General features: G+C 43.8%; 19 protein-coding genes. 17 read left to right on the forward strand and 2 right to left on the reverse strand.

Annotated features, from left to right (window positions below):
- Positions 1–145: 145 nt before the first annotated feature.
- Positions 146–1258, reverse strand: a complete 1113-nt coding sequence (gene queG, locus OCU48_RS01125; protein ID WP_141347251.1) for a tRNA epoxyqueuosine(34) reductase QueG — start codon at positions 1256–1258, stop codon at positions 146–148.
- A gap of 198 nt (positions 1259–1456) precedes the next feature.
- Here queG and tsaE point away from each other — a divergent pair, with 198 nt between their 5' ends.
- The 10 genes from tsaE to OCU48_RS01175 all read left to right on the forward strand — a co-directional run bounded on the left by tsaE (position 1457) and on the right by OCU48_RS01175 (position 12125).
- Positions 1457–1921, forward strand: coding sequence for a tRNA (adenosine(37)-N6)-threonylcarbamoyltransferase complex ATPase subunit type 1 TsaE (gene tsaE, locus OCU48_RS01130; protein WP_141347252.1), 465 nt, complete (start codon positions 1457–1459; stop codon positions 1919–1921).
- Positions 1918–3588, forward strand: coding sequence for a LysM peptidoglycan-binding domain-containing protein (locus OCU48_RS01135; protein ID WP_141347253.1), 1671 nt, complete (start codon positions 1918–1920; stop codon positions 3586–3588). The genes tsaE and OCU48_RS01135 overlap by 4 nt, the downstream gene beginning before the upstream one ends.
- Positions 3585–5507 (forward strand): DNA mismatch repair endonuclease MutL, encoded by a 1923-nt coding sequence (gene mutL, locus OCU48_RS01140; RefSeq protein ID WP_141347254.1) that lies wholly within the window; start codon positions 3585–3587, stop codon positions 5505–5507. Before OCU48_RS01135 ends, mutL begins: the two co-directional genes overlap by 4 nt.
- Positions 5500–6432: a tRNA (adenosine(37)-N6)-dimethylallyltransferase MiaA gene (gene miaA / locus OCU48_RS01145; RefSeq protein ID WP_141347255.1), complete on the forward strand. Its 933-nt coding sequence runs from the start codon at positions 5500–5502 to the stop codon at positions 6430–6432. The genes mutL and miaA overlap by 8 nt, the downstream gene beginning before the upstream one ends.
- A 163-nt stretch (positions 6433–6595) precedes the next feature.
- Positions 6596–6856 carry an RNA chaperone Hfq gene (gene hfq / locus OCU48_RS01150; protein ID WP_017027514.1) on the forward strand — a complete coding sequence of 87 codons (261 nt, stop codon included), beginning with the start codon at positions 6596–6598 and terminating at the stop codon, positions 6854–6856.
- 49 nt (positions 6857–6905) lie between these two features.
- A complete protein-coding gene (gene hflX, locus OCU48_RS01155; protein WP_141347256.1) occupies positions 6906–8195 on the forward strand; it encodes a ribosome rescue GTPase HflX in 1290 nt (429 codons plus the stop codon).
- Between the two features lie 45 nt (positions 8196–8240).
- Positions 8241–9431 carry an FtsH protease activity modulator HflK gene (gene hflK / locus OCU48_RS01160; RefSeq protein ID WP_141347257.1) on the forward strand — a complete coding sequence of 397 codons (1191 nt, stop codon included), beginning with the start codon at positions 8241–8243 and terminating at the stop codon, positions 9429–9431.
- 2 nt (positions 9432–9433) lie between these two features.
- Positions 9434–10414, forward strand: coding sequence for a protease modulator HflC (gene hflC, locus OCU48_RS01165; RefSeq protein WP_141347258.1), 981 nt, complete (start codon positions 9434–9436; stop codon positions 10412–10414).
- A 69-nt stretch (positions 10415–10483) separates the two neighbouring features.
- Positions 10484–10669, forward strand: coding sequence for a DUF2065 domain-containing protein (locus OCU48_RS01170; protein ID WP_017027510.1), 186 nt, complete (start codon positions 10484–10486; stop codon positions 10667–10669).
- 139 nt (positions 10670–10808) lie between these two features.
- Positions 10809–12125, forward strand: coding sequence for an adenylosuccinate synthase (locus OCU48_RS01175; protein ID WP_141347259.1), 1317 nt, complete (start codon positions 10809–10811; stop codon positions 12123–12125).
- A gap of 70 nt (positions 12126–12195) precedes the next feature.
- Here OCU48_RS01175 and hmpA read toward each other — a convergent pair whose 3' ends face one another.
- On the reverse strand, positions 12196–13380 hold the full coding sequence (gene hmpA / locus OCU48_RS01180; RefSeq protein ID WP_141347260.1) for an NO-inducible flavohemoprotein: 1185 nt from the start codon (positions 13378–13380) through the stop codon (positions 12196–12198).
- Positions 13381–13491: 111 nt separating this feature from the next.
- Here hmpA and nsrR point away from each other — a divergent pair, with 111 nt between their 5' ends.
- The 7 genes from nsrR to rplI all read left to right on the forward strand — a co-directional run bounded on the left by nsrR (position 13492) and on the right by rplI (position 19127).
- Positions 13492–13917 carry a nitric oxide-sensing transcriptional repressor NsrR gene (gene nsrR / locus OCU48_RS01185; RefSeq protein WP_141347276.1) on the forward strand — a complete coding sequence of 142 codons (426 nt, stop codon included), beginning with the start codon at positions 13492–13494 and terminating at the stop codon, positions 13915–13917.
- 99 nt (positions 13918–14016) lie between these two features.
- A complete protein-coding gene (gene rnr / locus OCU48_RS01190; protein ID WP_141347261.1) occupies positions 14017–16473 on the forward strand; it encodes a ribonuclease R in 2457 nt (818 codons plus the stop codon).
- A gap of 12 nt (positions 16474–16485) precedes the next feature.
- Positions 16486–17223, forward strand: coding sequence for a 23S rRNA (guanosine(2251)-2'-O)-methyltransferase RlmB (gene rlmB / locus OCU48_RS01195; RefSeq protein WP_141347262.1), 738 nt, complete (start codon positions 16486–16488; stop codon positions 17221–17223).
- A 474-nt stretch (positions 17224–17697) separates the two neighbouring features.
- Positions 17698–18087, forward strand: coding sequence for a 30S ribosomal protein S6 (rpsF, locus tag OCU48_RS01200; RefSeq protein ID WP_141347263.1), 390 nt, complete (start codon positions 17698–17700; stop codon positions 18085–18087).
- Between the two features lie 8 nt (positions 18088–18095).
- On the forward strand, positions 18096–18398 hold the full coding sequence (gene priB / locus OCU48_RS01205; RefSeq protein ID WP_026012832.1) for a primosomal replication protein N: 303 nt from the start codon (positions 18096–18098) through the stop codon (positions 18396–18398).
- Between the two features lie 16 nt (positions 18399–18414).
- Positions 18415–18642 carry a 30S ribosomal protein S18 gene (gene rpsR, locus OCU48_RS01210; protein ID WP_000090472.1) on the forward strand — a complete coding sequence of 76 codons (228 nt, stop codon included), beginning with the start codon at positions 18415–18417 and terminating at the stop codon, positions 18640–18642.
- Positions 18643–18674: 32 nt separating this feature from the next.
- Positions 18675–19127 (forward strand): 50S ribosomal protein L9, encoded by a 453-nt coding sequence (gene rplI, locus OCU48_RS01215; protein ID WP_141347264.1) that lies wholly within the window; start codon positions 18675–18677, stop codon positions 19125–19127.
- The last annotated feature ends 45 nt before the right edge of the window (positions 19128–19172 follow it).

Raw genomic sequence — 19172 nt, forward strand, 5'->3', positions numbered from 1 at the left:
TTGCTTTATATTCTTTTTCCACATTACCTTTGTACTTACCATTTTATGCTGGAATAAAGGCTCAACATGCGTTTGATTACACTTGATTGGTTTTTCTAACGGATATTTGTTCTGAATATTCAAGAGCTGATGAAATGACATCTAGCTACGCATCTCTAGGTAGCCCTTTTTGAACAATACGTATCAATCGCTGTTGTTTGGTGGAAGTTAATGGGGGCTGAGATTTAAGCCGCTCGATAGCATAGGTAATATGGTGGTCTAATACATTACAAAGCCCCAACTTGCTTTCTAGAGTCATTATGGCTTCATCACTGTACACACTATTTCCCAATGCAATAGCGAGATTTCGCAACCATTGCAAATGACCAATACGACGTATTGCCGAACCCTCAAAGTTTTTAAGGAACTCTTGTTCGCTCCAGGAGAAAAGTGTCATCAAATTGCTGTCTTTAATGCTTTCTCGTCTGTGGAAATCAGCTTGCTGTGTAAGTTTTGCATGACGGTTAAATGGGCATACCAGTTGGCAGTCATCACAACCGTAGATGCGATTCCCCATTGCATCACTAAGCTTACTATCAATGATGCCATCATATTCTATGGTTAGATAAGAGATGCACTTGCGGGCATCAATGACACCCTCTTCGATTATCGCTCCCGTAGGGCAACTCGTTATACAAGACCGGCATTTTCCACATTGGTTTTCCACTGGAGCATCGACAGGAAGAGGCAATCCAATCAGTAACTCACCTAGAAAGAACCATGAGCCTGCATCTTCATCGAGTAGTAAAGAGTGTTTACCTGTCCATCCAAGACCTGCTTTTTCAGCTAAGGGGCGCTCTAAAACAGGAGCGGAATCAACAAAAGGTCGATAATTCAATTCTCCAAGTTCATCTTCTATTTTCTTGGCTAAATGTTTGAGCTTGTTTCTCATCAGTTTATGGTAATCACGGCCTAACGCATAACGACTAATATAGGCTTGGGTAGGATCTGAAAGATTACTGGCAAAATGGGCCTCTGGAGGAAGATAATCCAAGCGCACACTGATAACTCTTAATGTGCCCGGGTGCAGTTTTTCCGGATGCAGACGTTTATCTTCATTTCGCTCCATCCACTCCATACTGCCGTGGTAGCCATGAGCAACCCAACTTTTCAGACCTTCTTCATGTGATGATAGGTCGACATCGGTTATTCCTATTTTTTGGAATCCAAGTTCGTTGCCCCAAATTTTGATTTGCTCTGCCAAATATTGAAGATTCATTGATGCTGTCGTCCGAAGAAAGTTGAGTCTATTTTAGCGAATAAACTTGTCGACACGTAACACTACGACTCATTCGAAGTGCTTTTGAATGAAATTTATTGGTCATCGTCTACCAAAGAGGCGGGTTTGCTCGACAAAACGCGCTCAGTAGAGATAATTAGGTCATTATTAATAAAACCAAGTAAAGACGACCCTTTTATGACCCAGAAGCACTTCTCCCTCAAAGATGAGCATGACACTGTAAAAATGGGAGCAAATTTATCAGCCCTGTGTTCTGAGCAGACGACCATTTATTTACATGGCGATCTTGGTGCGGGAAAAACTACCTTTAGTCGTGGTTTTATCCAGTCTATGGGACATAAAGGTAACGTTAAGAGCCCAACTTATACCTTGGTCGAACCTTATAACTTGCAGGATTGGCAAGTGTATCACTTTGACCTTTATCGTCTTGCTGACCCTGAAGAGCTCGAGTTTATGGGAATTCGAGACTATTTTACCCCTGATGCAATCTGCCTTGTAGAATGGCCAGAGAGAGGGGTAGGGTTGCTGCCTAAAGCAGATCTAGATATCGACATTCGTTATCAGGGCGAAGGTCGTGTCGCTACTATTACCGCAAACAGTGACAATGGATTAACACTGATTGAAAATCTGGAGTTAAATTGATTAAGAATTCAATATGGGCGTTTGCCTTGTTCTTTGTTTCTTCGTTATTTGCCGCCGTGCAATCGAACGAGATTAAGGACATCCGTATTTCGACCACTAATAAAGAAACAAGGACTGTTATTGATCTGAGCCAGTCTGCTGATTTCAGCTACTTTACTTTAGGTAGTCCGGACCGTTTGGTTGTAGATCTTAAGAACACTGCTAATCGTTCTAAATTACCAAAATCGGTAACCAAAAGCCCTATCTTAACCAAGGTGAGAGAGAGTTCTCCTCCTAATAAAGATACCTTTCGATTGGTATTTGAGTTGAAGGGAAAGTCTTCACCTAAATTATTCAAGCTGAATCCTGGAAACGGTGCCGGTCATCGTTTAGTTATCGACTTCCCTCTCTCTGCAACAAGCCAGTCTCAGCCTGTTGCTAAGCCGATTGTCGTGACAAAGACTACCGTACCTAGTCGACAAGATGTGGTTATCGTTATCGACCCAGGCCACGGTGGCAAAGATCCAGGCTCCATTGGGCCTAGCCGTAAATATGAAAAGCATACAACATTGAGTGTTTCAAGGAAGCTTGCAGCACAACTGAATGCTATCCCAGGTATTAGAGCCAAGTTGACTCGAACTGGCGACTACTATGTGAATTTAGATCAGCGCGTTGCGATTGCCGACCGTGAGAAAGCGCACCTATTTATCTCCGTGCACGCAGATGCCTTTACCTCACCGCAGCCAAGAGGCGCATCCGTTTTCTTCTTGAATGACCGCCGCAGGAACACAGAGATATCTCGCTGGGTGGAAAATCAAGAGCGTCAATCTCAGAAGTTAGGTGGCACTTCCACTGTGACTCGAGCGGATAAAAACGTAAACCAAACATTATTGGATTTGCAGTTTACTCACTCGAAACGAGAGGGCGAGAAACTAGCGACGGAGATACTAGGAGAGTTAAAAAAAGTCGCTCGTCTACATAAAAGTAAGCCAAGTGAAGCTAGCCTTGCGGTGTTGCGTTCACCTCAAATACCCTCAGTTCTCGTTGAGACCGGCTTTATTTCAAATCCGACCGAAGAAAAACTTCTTTTTCAGCGTTCATACCAAGACAAGTTAGCGAGTGCTTTGTCACGTGCAGTTGTGACGTATCTAAAACAGAATCCACCTGAAGGAACCGGATTTGATAAGAGCCCAAGCCACAGTGGGACGTATGTTGTTCAGCGCGGTGATTTCTTATCGAAGATTGCTCAAAAACACGGAGTATCGGTTAGTGCGATTAAATCAGCAAACAACCTGAAAAGCGATACAGTCAAAGTTGGTCAGAAGCTGACAATTCCTGGTGCTTCAGTACCAACGAGCACACTTAATACCGTAGAGACTAAAACAGTCACCCATGTGGTAAAATCTGGAGAGTATTTAGGCAAGATAGCAAGTCGTTACAAAGTGCCGGTTGCCTCGATAAAAAGAGAGAACAACCTTAAATCAAATACAGTTCGTGTCGGGCAAAAGCTTAAGATTACCGTTGCTGTAAAAGATGCACCAATAAGACATCATAAGGTTCAGCGAGGAGAGTTTCTGGGTAAGATCGCATCTAAGTATGGCGTGACTGTCAGTAGTATTCGCAGTGCCAATAACCTTCGTTCCGATGAGCTTGCCATTGGGCAGACGCTGATTATTCCAAATCGATGAGTGAAATTAAGATACTACCAGCAAGACTGGCAAACCAAATAGCAGCTGGAGAAGTGGTCGAGAGACCGGCCTCTGTGGTGAAAGAGTTGGTTGAAAATAGCATCGATGCCGGAGCTACTCGTATCGATATCGATATCGAAAAAGGTGGTAGTAAACTGATTCGTATTAGGGATAACGGAAAGGGCATCATTAAGGATGAACTTCAGCTTGCCCTGAGCCGACATGCAACCTCAAAAATCACCACCTTAGATGATCTTGAAGCTATTATGAGTTTGGGTTTTCGAGGAGAAGCACTGGCGAGTATCAGTTCAGTCTCTCGCTTAACCTTAACCTCAAGAACAGCAACACAAGAGCAAGCGTGGGCTGCTTATTCTGAAGGCCGGGATATGCAGGTCAAGCTGCAGCCTACTGCTCATCCTGTGGGTACATCGGTCGAGGTGTTGGATTTGTTCTTTAATACGCCTGCAAGACGAAAGTTTTTGCGTACTGAAAAAACAGAGTTCACTCATATTGAAGAGTTGTTAAAGCGTATTGCTTTGAGTCGCTTTGATGTCACTCTCAATCTTCGACACAATGGTAAATTGGTTAAACAATACCGTGCTGCAAAAACAGAACGTCAGATAGAGCAACGCATACAATCTGTCTGTGGGAAAAACTTTGCAGACAATATGCTTAAGGTGGAACTGCAGCACCAAGACCTTAAATTGTATGGCTGGATAACCACTCCCGAGGCTGCGCGCTCGCAAGGTGATCTGCAATACTGTTATGTGAATGGCAGAATGATGCGTGACAAACTCATCAATCATGCTATTCGTCAAAGCTACGAACTAGCGTTGCGCCCTGAGCAGTTTGCAGCTTATGTACTGTTCATTGAGATAGATGCGCATCAAGTAGATGTGAATGTTCACCCAGCGAAACATGAAGTGCGCTTTCATCAAGCGCGACTGGTACATGATTTTATCTATCAAGCCCTTGTTGATGCGCTAGGACAGTCGCACCAGTTCATTTCAGAGGAGAGACGAGAGAGTGCATTCGCCACACCTCATCCGCAGCAATCTTCTATAAGTGAATTGGAGCAAACCAATTTCAATTCTAACCCTGAACCGAAAGCAACATCACCATCTCCTTCACAAAGAGAAGCGCAGGCGATGCAACAGATTCCTGCCTATCCTAACAAGGCAGAGGGATCTTGCGATACACCACGAAATGAAGGGCAGTCGCGTTCAAGTTGGGGACAAAATAACACCTTAAGAGCACCAAAACCTCAGGTGTCTGAACAAGAAGCTAAGGTCTATCAACAACTAATGACGGTTGAGTCTAATTCTGCCGAGGAGGTTCCACCCTCCGTTATAGATCAACCCATAACTCAGCTAGGAAAGGCTTTAACAATCATCAATGAGCAATTTTTGCTGGTTAACACTAACGCAGGATGTGGGTTACTCGCCTTGTCTTATGCGGAAATATTAAAGCTTCGAGGGCAATTGTCAGTCGATCAAAGGCAATTGATTAAGCAACCATTGTTGATTCCTCTTGCTCTGCGAGTAAGAAACGAAGATATCGACCTACTTAAGAAAATTCAGCCGGTGCTTGAGCGTTTCGCGATTCAGTTGATGTTTAAAGCCGGTGCTAAAGTGATGATAATGGCTGTACCTCAGCCCTTGAGGCAGCATAATCTTCAACAGCTGTTCTCTAGGCTCATTGATATATTGAGTAACGGACAACAACTGTCGTTTGAGCAGCTAAGCCTATGGTTAGCTTCTCAGGTAGCGGAACAAAATAAGACCTACACTTTGTCAGAAGCGGTTCAGTTACTGTCTGACTTAGAGGGGGCTTCTGCACAAAGTCTCGATTTAAAAGATACGAAACTTATTCAATTAGTGGACTTTTCCACCCAAATTAAAGCGCTATCACATGAATGATAAATTGCCTTTGGCCATATTTTTAATGGGCCCAACAGCCTCCGGTAAAACCGAACTGGCGATTCGCCTTCGACAACGTTTTCCTATTGAGTTAATCAGTGTTGATTCCGCTCTAATATACAAGGGAATGGACATCGGCACGGCTAAACCGACAGCGGATGAGCAAGCAGCAGCCCCTCATCGCCTTATTGATATAATCGATCCTGTAGAATCTTATTCAGCGGCAGATTTTCGTCGTGATGCACTGCAATTAATGGATGAGATAACCTCTCAAGGGAAGATCCCTATGCTAGTGGGAGGCACTATGCTGTACTACAAAGCTTTGCTAGAAGGGCTTTCTCCATTACCAGCAGCTGATCAAGAAATTCGAGCTCAAATCGAGCAAGAAGCGATACAAAAGGGTTGGCAAGTCTTACATGATGAACTAAAACAGATAGATCCTGTCTCAGCTGAGCGCATTCATCCTAATGATCCACAGCGTTTATCTCGTGCTTTAGAAGTTTTTCGGATTTCAGGAAAAACATTAACTGAATTGACGCAACAGAAGGGAGATCCTATCCCGTATGATGTGAAACAGTTTGCTATTGCCCCTCAAGAGCGCTCAGAACTGCATCGACGTATAGAGCTTCGTTACGAAAAAATGGTAGATACTGGATTTGAAGATGAAGTCAGAGCGTTGCATCAACGATCTGATTTACATCCAGATCTTCCTTCCATTCGTTGTGTTGGCTACCGTCAGATGTGGGGCTATCTAGAAGGGGAGTACAGCTTTGATGAAGCAATCTTTAAAGGAGTCTGTGCGACGAGGCAATTAGCGAAGCGCCAGATTACTTGGCTTCGAAGTTGGAAAGACCTAACTTGGCTCGATAGTCAAAATATCGATCATGGGGTAGAAACTATCGCAAATGTCATAGCATCTAATTGAATTTGCTGTGTATAATATGATCGTTTTACATGAATAATACCTCTACACGGAACGTAGAATTTATTGAGGTATTGTTTGGTTTAGCTAGGATGCGTAAACAGTACAATTTTTCTACTGTCACTTGCTAAATAATTACAACAACATACTAATAAGGAAAATAACAATGGCAAAGGGGCAATCTTTACAAGACCCATTTTTAAACGCATTGCGTCGTGAGCGCGTGCCAGTTTCTATTTATCTTGTCAATGGCATCAAGCTTCAGGGTCAAATCGAGTCTTTCGATCAATTTGTGATCCTATTGAAAAATACCGTGAATCAGATGGTATACAAGCATGCTATTTCGACAGTAGTTCCTGCACGAGCAGTAACTCATCACAGCAGTAATGAACGTGCAGATCGCACTCAAGAGAAATCTGAAGACTAATTGAAAAAGTTATTTAATCATCAAGTATCTTGTGTAAGGAGCTTATCGCTTGTTTGACCGGTATGAATCAGGTGAACAGGCGGTACTTGTTCATATTAATTTTACACAAGAAGGGGAGTGGGAAGACCTAGCTGAATTTGAGATGTTAGTGTCTTCTGCGGGTGTTAACAACCTGCAAACCATAACGGGTAGCCGTCAATCCCCCCATGCGAAGTACTTTGTGGGTGAGGGTAAAGCACAAGAAATTGCTGATTTTGTTCAGCAACTTGAGGCTGAGATAGTTATCTTTAACCATTCCCTTTCTCCTGCTCAGGAACGAAACCTAGAACAGTTGTGCAAATGCCGAGTGTTAGACCGTACAGGTCTTATCTTGGATATATTTGCTCAAAGGGCGAGAACCCATGAGGGTAAGCTGCAAGTAGAGTTGGCGCAGTTGCGTCATATATCCACCCGATTAATACGCGGTTGGACTCACTTGGAGAGACAAAAAGGTGGTATTGGTTTAAGAGGGCCGGGTGAAACCCAGCTTGAAACCGATCGTCGTTTGCTAAGAGACCGAATCAAAGCGATTTTACGTCGCCTAGAAAAGGTAGCTAAGCAACGCGAACAAGGTCGCAGAGCAAGAAAGCGAGCTGAAATCCCTACTGTCTCTTTGGTTGGATACACCAACGCCGGCAAATCCACTTTGTTTAATAGGATTACTGAAGCTAGCGTTTATGCTGCTGACCAGTTATTTGCTACCTTGGACCCAACTCTACGTAAGATAGAGTTAGATGATGTAGGCTTAGCTATCCTTGCGGATACGGTAGGTTTTATTCGTCATCTTCCGCATGATTTGGTTGCAGCCTTTAAAGCAACCTTACAGGAAACCCAAGAAGCAGACATCTTGTTACATGTTATAGATGCTAGTGACGAGCGTTTCAGAGAGAATGTCCAAGCTGTCGATATCGTCTTAGAAGAGATCGATGCGCATGAGATCCCAGTCTTACTTGTTATGAACAAGATAGACAACATGGAACAGCAGTCTCCTCGTATTGAGTATAACGAAGAGGGTGTGCCCACTACCGTGTGGGTTTCTGCGATGGAAGGCTTGGGTTTAGACCTACTTTTTCAAGCGTTGACTGAACGCTTAGCGAGTCAAATGGTCGAATATACCCTAAGTATTCCTCCCTTATATCAGGGGCGTTTACGCGGTGTATTTTTCAATATGAAATCTATTCGACAAGAAGCATATGATTCAGAAGGTAACTTGTTGATTGATATTCGAATGCAGCAAGCCGATTGGGCTAGACTGCAAAAGAGGGAAGAGGCGCAGTTGGACGACTTTATAGTCGGTTAAAAGACTGTTACTTTATAACGTCATATCTAGTGATGGAGTTTTCTAATGGCGTGGAATGAGCCTGGAAATAACAACGGAAACAATGGCCGCGATAATGACCCTTGGGGTAATAAAGATCGTGGTAATCAACAATCCGGTGGTCGCAATCAAGGACCACCAGATTTAGACGAAGTATTTAATAAACTAAGTCAAAAGCTGGGTGGTAAATTTGGCAAGCGTGGTGGTGGTTCATCATCAGGCGGTGGTGGTGCAGTTGGTTTTGGCCTTATTGCTGTAGTTGCTATCGTTATCTGGGTTGCCTCTGGTTTCTACACCGTAGGCGAAGCAGAGCGTGGCGTAGTACTTCGTTTAGGTAAATACGACCGCATCGTAGATCCTGGTCTGAACTGGCGTCCACGTTTCGTCGATGAAGTAACAACAGTTAACGTTGAAGCAATTCGTGCACTTCAAGCCTCAGGCTTAATGCTTACGAAAGATGAAAACGTTGTAACTGTTGGTATGGGTGTTCAATACCGCGTATCTGATCCGTACAAGTATTTGTATCGCGTAACAAACGCGGATGACAGTTTGCGTCAAGCTACTGACTCTGCATTGCGTGCAGTGATCGGTGACTCTTTGATGGATAGCATCCTAACAAGTGGTCGTCAGCAAATTCGTCAAAGCACTCAGGAGACTCTGAATGAAATTATTGATGGCTACGACATGGGTATCCTTGTTGTTGACGTCAACTTCCAATCAGCACGTCCACCAGAGCAAGTTAAAGACTCATTCGATGATGCTATCGCAGCGCGTGAGGATGAGGAGCGTTTCATTCGTGAAGCTGAAGCTTATAAGAATGAAATTTTGCCGAAAGCAACAGGTCGTGCAGAGCGTCTGAAGAAAGAGGCATTGGGTTACAGCGAGCGCATCGTGAACGAAGCGTTTGGTCAAGTGGCTCAGTTCGAGAAACTACTACCGGAATATCATGCGGCTCCAGAGGTTACTCGTAATCGTCTGTACCTAGATACAATGGAAGAAGTGTACTCAAACACGTCTAAAGTGCTTATTGATTCAGAATCAAGCGGTAACCTACTGTACTTGCCAATCGACAAGTTAGCAGGTCAAGATAGTTCTTCAACTAGCCGTGCTAGCAAGTCGTCTTCAACGTACGACAAGATAGAACTAGATGCGAAGACAACACCGCAACCGTCTTCAACTGACACTCGTTCAACTACTACTCGTCAAGGGAGATACTAGGAATGCGTAAGTTAATGATCCCAGTATTGGTGGTTGCACTCGCACTAATGCTAATGTCGGTATTCGTTGTCCCTGAGGGTGAGCGCGGTATCGTGGTTCGATTTGGTCGTATCTTGAAAGATAACAATGATATGTCTCGTATCCATGAGCCAGGTCTGCATTTTAAAATGCCATTGTTTGACAACGTGAAGCGTCTAGATGCACGTATCCAGACTATGGATGGCCGTTCTGATCGATTTGTAACGTCAGAGAAAAAAGACGTTATCATCGATTCGTACGTTAAATGGCGTATCGAAGACTTCGGTCAGTACTACCTAGCAACTGGTGGTGGTAATGCACTGACAGCGCAAGCACTATTGGAGCGTAAAGTCACAGACGTGCTTCGTGCTGAAATCGGTTCTCGTGAAATCAAGCAGATTGTATCGGGTCCTCGTAATGAAGCTGTATTGCCTGATGAAGATGAGTTGGATGATACGGTTTCTGAAGCAGCTCGTGAAGCTGTAGAGATCGACGGTGAGCGTGATAAGATCATGTCTGTAGTATTGGAAGATACTCGTCAAAGCGCAATGGATGACTTGGGCGTTCGCGTAGTTGACTTCAGAATGAAGAAGATCAACCTACCGGATGAAATCTCTGAGTCTATCTACCGTCGTATGCGTGCTGAACGTGAATCTGTAGCGCGTAAGCACCGTTCTCAAGGTCGTGAGAAGGCAGAAGTTATCCGAGCTCAAGCTGAGCTAGAGGTAGCAACTGTCCTTGCAGAAGCTGACAGAACAGCTCGAGTAACTCGTGGTGATGCAGACGCAACAGCAGCTAAGATTTACTCTGAAGCGTATAACAAAGATCCTGAGTTCTACAGCTTCGTTCGTTCACTTAGAGCGTATGAGAAATCATTCTCGCAGAAAGGGGACATCATGGTCCTTGATCCGAAGAGCGACTTCTTCCGCTTCATGAACGATTCAAGCGGCGCACCGCGTAAGTAATATCAGCTAGATATCGCAAAGGCTCCTTTTACAGGAGCCTTTTTTATTCATAAAAAATAGGAAGTAGATATGTCTCAAGGAATATGGATTGCCTTAGGCTTAGTTTTAATTTTGGAAGGTATTGGTCCGTTACTCGCTCCAAACGCATGGCGCAATATGATGGCACAGCTGAGCCAGCAACCTGATAATCAACTGAGAAGGCTGGGTGGATGTCTTGTTGTTGCCGGAGCAGTAATTACCTTTATGTTACTGTGAGCATTAATAAACTCTTTGCTTTTGGCTTAAATCAATAGGAATAACCGCCATTATTTTATGGTTAGTGTTTAAAAAATGACTGCAAATTTGATTTTTCGGTGCTAGAATCCTTTTTTAACTAGCAATCAGATTTGGAAAGATGGGAAATAACGTAGTTGTTTTAGGCACCCAATGGGGTGACGAAGGTAAAGGTAAAATCGTTGACCTTTTAACTGAAGATGCGAAGTACGTGGTGCGCTACCAAGGCGGTCACAATGCAGGCCACACTCTAGTTATTGACGGTGAAAAAACCGTTCTACACTTAATTCCATCAGGCATCCTGCGTGATAATGTAAAATGCATTATCGGCAACGGTGTTGTACTTTCTCCAGAAGCACTTCTGAAAGAAATGAAACCTCTTGAAGACCGCGGAATCCCAGTACGCGAACGTCTATTCGTTTCAGAAGCGTGTCCTCTAATTCTTCCTTACCATGTCGCTATCGACCAAGCTCGTGAAATTGCACGCGGTAAGAAAGCTATCGGTACTACAGGTCGTGGTATTGGTCCAGCATACGAAGATAAAGTTGCTCGTCGCGGTCTACGCGTTGGTGATTTGTTCGACAAAGTTGCATTTGCTGAAAAACTAAAAGAAGTAATGGAATTCCATAACTTCCAGTTAGAGCATTTCTACAAAGCAGACACAGTAAGCTACGAAGAAGTTCTAGAGCAAGCGATGAGCTATGCAGATCTTCTTACTTCAATGGTTATTGACGTAACTGATGAACTTGACGCAGCACGTAAGCGTGGCGACAAGATGATGTTTGAAGGTGCTCAAGGTACTCTGCTTGATATCGACCACGGTACTTACCCATACGTAACGTCTTCTAACACTACAGCAGGTGGCGTTGCAGCGGGCTCAGGTTTTGGTCCTCGTCACATTGGCTACATTCTAGGCATTGCAAAAGCATACTGTACTCGCGTAGGTTCAGGTCCTTTCCCAACTGAGCTATATGATGGCTTGGACAAGCAAGACCCAGTAGGTAAGCACTTAGGTGATGTTGGTCATGAGTTTGGCGCAACAACAGGTCGCTTGCGTCGTACTGGTTGGTTTGATGCAGTGGCTATGCGTCGCGCGGTTCAAATCAACTCAATTACTGGCTTCTGTCTAACTAAACTAGACGTACTAGACGGCTTAGAAGAACTGAAAATCTGTACTGGTTACAAGATGAAAGACGGTTCTGTACTAGAAGTTTCTCCAATGGCTGCAGAAGCATTTGAAGAAGCAACGCCTATCTATGAAACAGTACCAGGTTGGTCTGAAAAAACATACGGTGCAACTTCTCTTGAGCAATTGCCAAAAGCAGCTCTAGATTACATCAAACGCATTGAAGAGCTCACAGGCGTGCCTATCGATATTATCTCTACCGGTCCTGACCGTAACGAGACTATGATCAAGGTTCACCCATTTAATTCTTAATTGAATAGGTATCTTGAATAAAAAAAACCGGCAATTGCCGGTTTTTTTGTATCTGTCATTCTGCTTTTTATTAAAGAACCTTGTGTGGCCCAAAGCACTCATAGTTTAGCTGCTCTTTAGCATAGCCTAGGTCGATGAGTTGTTGAGCTACAGATTGCATGAAGACAACAGGGCCACAGAAGTACACTTTGGCATTCTTTGGTAGCTGCTCTTGATTCAATTTAGATAGGTCAATTAACCCTTCTGCTTGATAGTCTTCAGACTGAAGGTCCGATGCTAGAGGGCTTCGATACCAAGTGAAGTGCTCAAAGTTATCCTTGCGATTGCAAAGTTGAGATACGTGCTGTTTAAAGGCATGATGTTCGCCATTTTCAGCTGCATGCAGCCAGGTCACAGCTTGATTGCTTTGCTCCAGCGTCTCTAGCATAGATAACATAGGAGTAAGACCAACGCCTGCAGAGATAAGTACTACAGGTTCTTTCGATTCTGAATCTAAAAAGAAATCGCCTGCAGGCGGTGCAAGTTTGACGATATCACGCTGTTGAAGGTGGTCGTGCAAGAAATTAGACACTTTACCTTCTCCTTCGCGCTTCACTGAAATGCGATAAGTATTGCCATTACCTGCTGCCGATAGACTGTATTGACGAATTTCTTGGTTTTCAAATTTTGGTGTGTTGAGGTAAATACCTAGGTATTGTCCAGGTTTGAAGTCAGCAACTGAACCACCGTCAATAGGCTTGAATACAAAGCTTGTTATTACAGCGCTTTCATCTTTTTTCTCTACTACCTCGAACTCGCGAAGCCCACGCCATCCGCCTAGGCTTTGTTCGTTGGCCACATAAATCTGTTCTTCGCGTTGTATAAATATATTCGCTAGAACGCCGTAAGCCTCGCCCCATGCATCAAGTACTTCTTGGCCCGGAGAAAATAACTCGTCAATAGTGCCCAATAAATGGCTACCAACGATGTTGTATTGCTCTGCAGTGATCATGAAACTTGTGTGTTTTTGTGCGATTTTTTCTACAACGGGTAATAGGGCACCGAGGTTATCGATGTTAGAAGCGTAACCACAGATAGCATTGAATAATGCTTCTCTTTGGTCCCCATTGCGCTGATTACTCATGTTAAAAATATCTTGCAACTCTGGATTATGTGCAAACATGCGATCATAGAAATGAGCTGTCAAACTAGGGCCCGTTTCTGCCAAGAGTGGAGCAGTAGCTTTAACAATATCAATGGTTTTTTGTTCTAACATCTTAGCGTCTCATTTAAAGGTGTATTTAAGATTCATGTTTAATGTTGTAGAAAGTGTATATTAAAGTCAACAAAAGAATTACACTTGTTGAACGATACGGAGTACCACTATATGCAAATTACTAGCTTTACTGACTATGCCATCCGCACGCTCATCTACTTAGCAGCACTTAAAGATGATGAACTGACAAATATTACTCAGGTCAGTGAAGTATTCGGTATATCTCGCAATCACATGGTTAAGATCGTTAACAAGTTAGGGCAAACCGGTTTTATTGAAACTATTCGAGGTAAGAATGGTGGCATTAGACTGAACAAGCCAGCAAGTGAAATAAATATAGGGCATGTGATCAGAGAGCTAGAACCACTGACAGTAATCAATTGCTCCCCAGAATTTTGTCACATTACCCCGGCGTGCCGCCTTAAGAATTATCTACATAAAGCGAAAGAAGCCTTTTTGGCTGAGTTAGATAAATGCAATCTTGATGATTTGGTCGATGATAATTCAGATCTAATGATTCTGTTGTCTAAGGGCTAGACGTAAAAGCGAATATTTCATTAATTTTTAAAGCATTTTTTCCTTGTAGGGCATTACTAGAATATACTTTACTCAATTATTCTAATTAATGAGCACTCCATGTCCGATTCTAATTCTCTTGACCCCCATGCAGATCGAGAGGCGAAAAATTATGAAAACCCAGTGCCGAGTAGAGAGTTTATTTTAAGCTTTCTAGAAAGTGCTGGCGCACCAATGAATCGCAATGATTTATTTACCGCCCTTGAACTTGATGGTGAAGAACAATATGAAGGCTTACGTCGCAGGCTAAATGCTATGTTACGCGATGGTCAGTTGGTCTTTACTCGTCGTCAATGCTTCGCCTTGCCAGAAAAACTTGAGATGATTAAAGGGCATGTAATTGGTCATAAAGATGGTTTTGGCTGGGTGCGGCCTGAAGGTGTGATTGGAAAAGAGCATGACCTTGTTCTGCCATTCCACCAGATGCGTGGCATCATTCATGGTGACTATGTTCTCGCTCAAGAATCGGGCACGGATAAACGAGGTCGAAAAGAGGCTCGTATTGTTCGAGTGCTTGAAGAACGCTCCATGCAGATCGTTGGTCGCTTCTTCTTGGAATTTGGACAAGCCTATGTCGTTGCCGACGATTCAAGAATCCATCAAGATATCCTCATACCCAAAGAACATAGAATGGGTGCTCGAATGGGCAATGTTGTGGTTATCGAGATTACCGACAGGGGGAGTCGTTCTCGAGGCATGACAGGTCAAGTGGTTGAGGTACTCGGAGAAAACCTAGCGCCGGGCATGGAAACTCAAATCGCTATTCGTACACACCAAATTCCAAATGAATGGCCAGAAGAAGTTACCAAGCAAATAGCTTCTCTTGAAGAGGAAGTTCCAGAGCAGGCTAAAAAAGGGCGAGTTGACCTTAGAGAGTTACCATTGGTGACCATCGATGGCGAGGATGCACGAGACTTCGATGATGCTGTTTTCTGCGAGAAGAAAAAAAGTGGAGGATGGCGGTTATGGGTAGCTATAGCCGATGTCAGCTATTACGTACGCCCAGACTCTGCGCTAGATAAAGAAGCCATTAATCGCGGTAACTCAGTCTATTTCCCTTCTCAAGTTGTACCAATGTTACCAGAGGTACTGTCGAACGGTTTATGTTCATTAAACCCAGAAGTCGACCGTTTGTGTATGGTTTGTGAGATGACGGTTTCCGAAAGCGGTAAACTGTCTGGCTATAAGCATTATGAAGCAGTGATGAACTCTCACGCTCGTCTTACCTACACCAAGGTAAATGATATTCTCAATGGCGATGAGGAGCTTAATCAGCGTTACGAACCGTTAGTGCCGCATCTTCAAGAGTTACACAATATGTATCGCACTCTAAAGACTGCTAGAGATGGCAGAGGGGCAATAGAGTTTGAAACAGTAGAAACTAAGTTCATTTTTAATGCGGATAGAAAGATTGATCGCATTGAACCTGTGATTCGCAATGATGCACATAAGCTAATAGAAGAGTGCATGATCTTGGCAAACATTGCCTCAGCTTCACTCGTAGAGAAACTAAAAGAACCCGCTTTATATCGAATCCACGAATCTCCAGGAGAGCAACGTCTCGTTGGTTTCAAAGATTTCTTGAGTGAACTGGGTTTAACCCTAAATGGCGGGCTTGCACCTTCTCCTACGGATTACGCTGATTTGATGCACGTTGTAACCCAGCGTCCTGATAAAGAATTGATTCAGACAATGTTGCTACGCTCAATGAAGCAAGCTGTGTATAATCCCGACAACGCTGGACACTTTGGTCTGGCACTGAAGCGATACGCGCACTTCACTTCTCCAATTCGTCGTTATCCTGATTTGTTGTTGCATCGAGCCATTAAGTACCTGATTGCCAAGCAAGAAGGCCATAATCAAGACCGATGGACACCTACAGGCGGCTTCCATTACTCCTTTGATGATATGGATGTATTTGGTGAGCAATGTTCAACGACAGAGCGCCGTGCCGATGATGCGACTCGTGATGTAGCGGATTGGTTGAAGTGTGAGTACATGCAAGACCATGTAGGTGAAGAGCTTGATGGTGTTATTGCTAATGTGACTGGTTTTGGCTTCTTTGTTAGGCTGACTGAGTTACATATCGATGGCTTGGTGCATATATCAGCACTCGCTAACGACTACTATCGTTATGATGCAGTGAGCCAAAGATTGGTGGGTGAAAGCTCTGGCCAAATATATCGTTTAGGTGATCAGGTTAAGGTTAAGGTGTTAGCTGTTAACCTCAACGACAAACAGATTGATTTTGAATTAGCTGGTACTGTGCGTACGCCTAAAGGCAAAGGAAAAACGGCGAAGAAGCGCTTAGTCGAAGAAGCGAAGCGCTTTGATAAAAAGAAAGACGGCGCAGCAGGAAAAGGCAGCTCTAAACGTGCGAAGACTATGGTAGAACCTACGGTTCGCCCAGATGGCAGCTCTGATGAGAAATCTGCATCGAAGAAGCAAAAGTCGCAAAAAGCCCGAAAGAGTAAAGCGCGTAGCAGCAAGAATAAAGCTCGTGGTTCGAAGAAATAAGAGAAGCAAATAATGAGTAACGAATATATTTACGGTATCCACGCAGTTAAAGCGGTACTAGAGAAAGATCCTGTACGCTTTGTCGAAGCGTTTGTTTTAAAGGGGCGTCAGGATGACCGTTTGTTACCTTTAATCAATCAGCTTCAGGTATTTGGTGTGTCTATTCAGCAAACAGGCCGTAAGGCTCTGGATGATAAAGCCAATGGTGCAAATCATCAGGGGATTATTGGCCGTGTTAAGCCTGCGAAAGCCCTGAATGAAAATGACTTAGACGAGATTCTAGCTTCTCAGGCTAATCCATTGCTTCTAATCTTGGATGGCGTAACGGATCCGCACAATCTAGGTGCTTGTCTGCGTAACGCCGATGCAGCAGGTGTGGCGGCAGTGATTGTGCCAAAAGATAAATCAGCGCCTCTAACGGCGACAGTAAGCAAAGTAGCGTGTGGCGCCGCAGAAACCGTACCATTGGTTCGAGTAACTAACCTAGCGCGTACTATGCGTCACCTACAAGAACAGAACGTGTGGATTGTAGGCACGGCAGGAGAGGCGACCCATGATGTGTATCAAAGCAAGCTAACAGGTCCTTTAGCGATTGTGATGGGTGCAGAGGGAGATGGCATGCGTCGTCTTACTCGTGAAACCTGTGATGACTTGATTAAGATCCCTATGGCGGGTTCAGTATCAAGCCTGAATGTTTCTGTAGCTTCGGGTGTCTGTTTATTTGAAGCGGTGAGACAACGTCAAGGTTAAGTGCCATTAACCCATAGTAAAATCAAATAGGAGCTTTGGCTCCTATTTTTGTATCAAGGGTGAGATCATACTGAGTAAGCGATTTTTGATATTTATCGACAACGAGAATCTGCACACTGGTAACGTTATACGGTATTTCCGGAGCTTAAGCTGATGATTGAAGTGTTTAGAGTCGAGAATTTGATTGAAGTTTACATCAAACAAAAATACACCAAAGAGTCCCATGTTGAACTTTCACACTCAGTTCTTAGTTACCTTAAGAAACAAGGGTTTATGAATAAAAAACATCAATAGATATAAGACAATAAGGGATGGGGAAACTATATTTTTCAGATGCCCTTTTTTTACTTGATCTTACTGCCTGCTTTCTGTACTATTTGCCGTCCTTAAAACTCGGTCATTTATCTTTAGTTCCTTGCTTCCTCTGGACGACCGAGCCACTCGTGGAAGCTAATAATCCGTAAGGAGCAACAAATGCGTAATTACGAAATCGTATTTATGGTGCACCCTGATCAAAGCGAGCAAGTTGCTGGCATGATCGAGCGTTACACTGGTTCTATCACTGAAGCTGGCGGTACTGTACACCGTCTAGAAGACTGGGGTCGTCGTCAACTGGCTTACCCAATCAACAAGCTTCATAAAGCTCACTACGTTCTTATGAACGTTGAAGCTGATCAAGCTGTGATCGACGAGCTAGAAACTGCTTTCCGTTTTAACGATGCAGTTCTACGCAACATGATCATGCGCACTAAAGGCGCTGTGACTGAGCAATCAATTATGCTTAAGCAAAAAGAAGAGCGTGCTGAACGTGCTCCTCGTCGCGAAGAGCGTACTGAAGCTAAGCCAGAAGCATCTGCTGAGTAATTGATTGTATGACCAATCGAATGGACTTAAGCGGCATTGTTGCTAAAGACCCAATTCGAACGCAAAGCCCCTCGGGGATATCGCATTGCCAATTTTGGCTCGAGCATCGCTCAAATGTGATGGAAGCTGAGCTTCCAAGACAGGTTTACTGTCGAATGCCTGTAGTGGTGAGTGGCAAAGGGTCACACACATTAACTCAAGAACTAGTTAAAGGCAGTACAATCAGGGTAAGCGGCTTTGTTGCTTATCAAATGAGTCGAAACGGCTCAGGAAAACTGGTTTTACATGCCCAAGATATCACTCAAATTTAAGATCAGGAGATAGCCCATGGCTCGTTTCTTCCGTCGTCGTAAATTCTGCCGTTTTACTGCAGAAGGCGTACAAGAGATTGATTACAAAGACGTAGCAACTCTTAAAAACTACATCACTGAAGCTGGTAAAATCGTACCTAGCCGTATCACTGGTACAAGCGCTAAATATCAGCGTCAACTAGCTCGTGCAATCAAGCGTTCTCGCTACCTAGCACTACTGCCGTACACTGATAAGCATCAGTAATCGGCACCGTTTATTAAATAGAGGATTAAATAATGCAAGTTATTCTACTTGATAAAATCGGTAACCTAGGTGCACTTGGCGATACTGTTAATGTTAAATCTGGTTACGCTCGTAACTACCTTATTCCTCAAAATAAGGCAGTAATGGCTACTAAAGCTAACGTTGAAATGTTTGAAGCTCGTCGTGCTGAACTAGAAGCTAAAGTTGCTGAGCAACTAACTGCTGCTCAAGCTCGTGCTGAGAAAGTTAACACTCTAGAAGCAGTTGTTATCGCTTCTAAAGCTGGTGACGAAGGCAAACTATTCGGTTCTATCGGTACTCGTGACATCGCTGACGCTGTTACAGCTGCTGGCGTTGAAGTTGCTAAGAGCGAAGTTCGTCTTCCTGAAGGCGCACTACGTAACACTGGTGAGTTCGAAGTAAGCGTTCAACTTCACTCTGAAGTTTTCGCAACTGTGAACCTACAAGTTGTACCTGCAGAGTAATTCTTTACTCTAAAGACGATTTGAAAACACCGGCCTTGGCCGGTG

The organism is Vibrio inusitatus (genome assembly GCA_024346935.1).
GTDB lineage: Bacteria > Pseudomonadota > Gammaproteobacteria > Enterobacterales > Vibrionaceae > Vibrio > Vibrio inusitatus.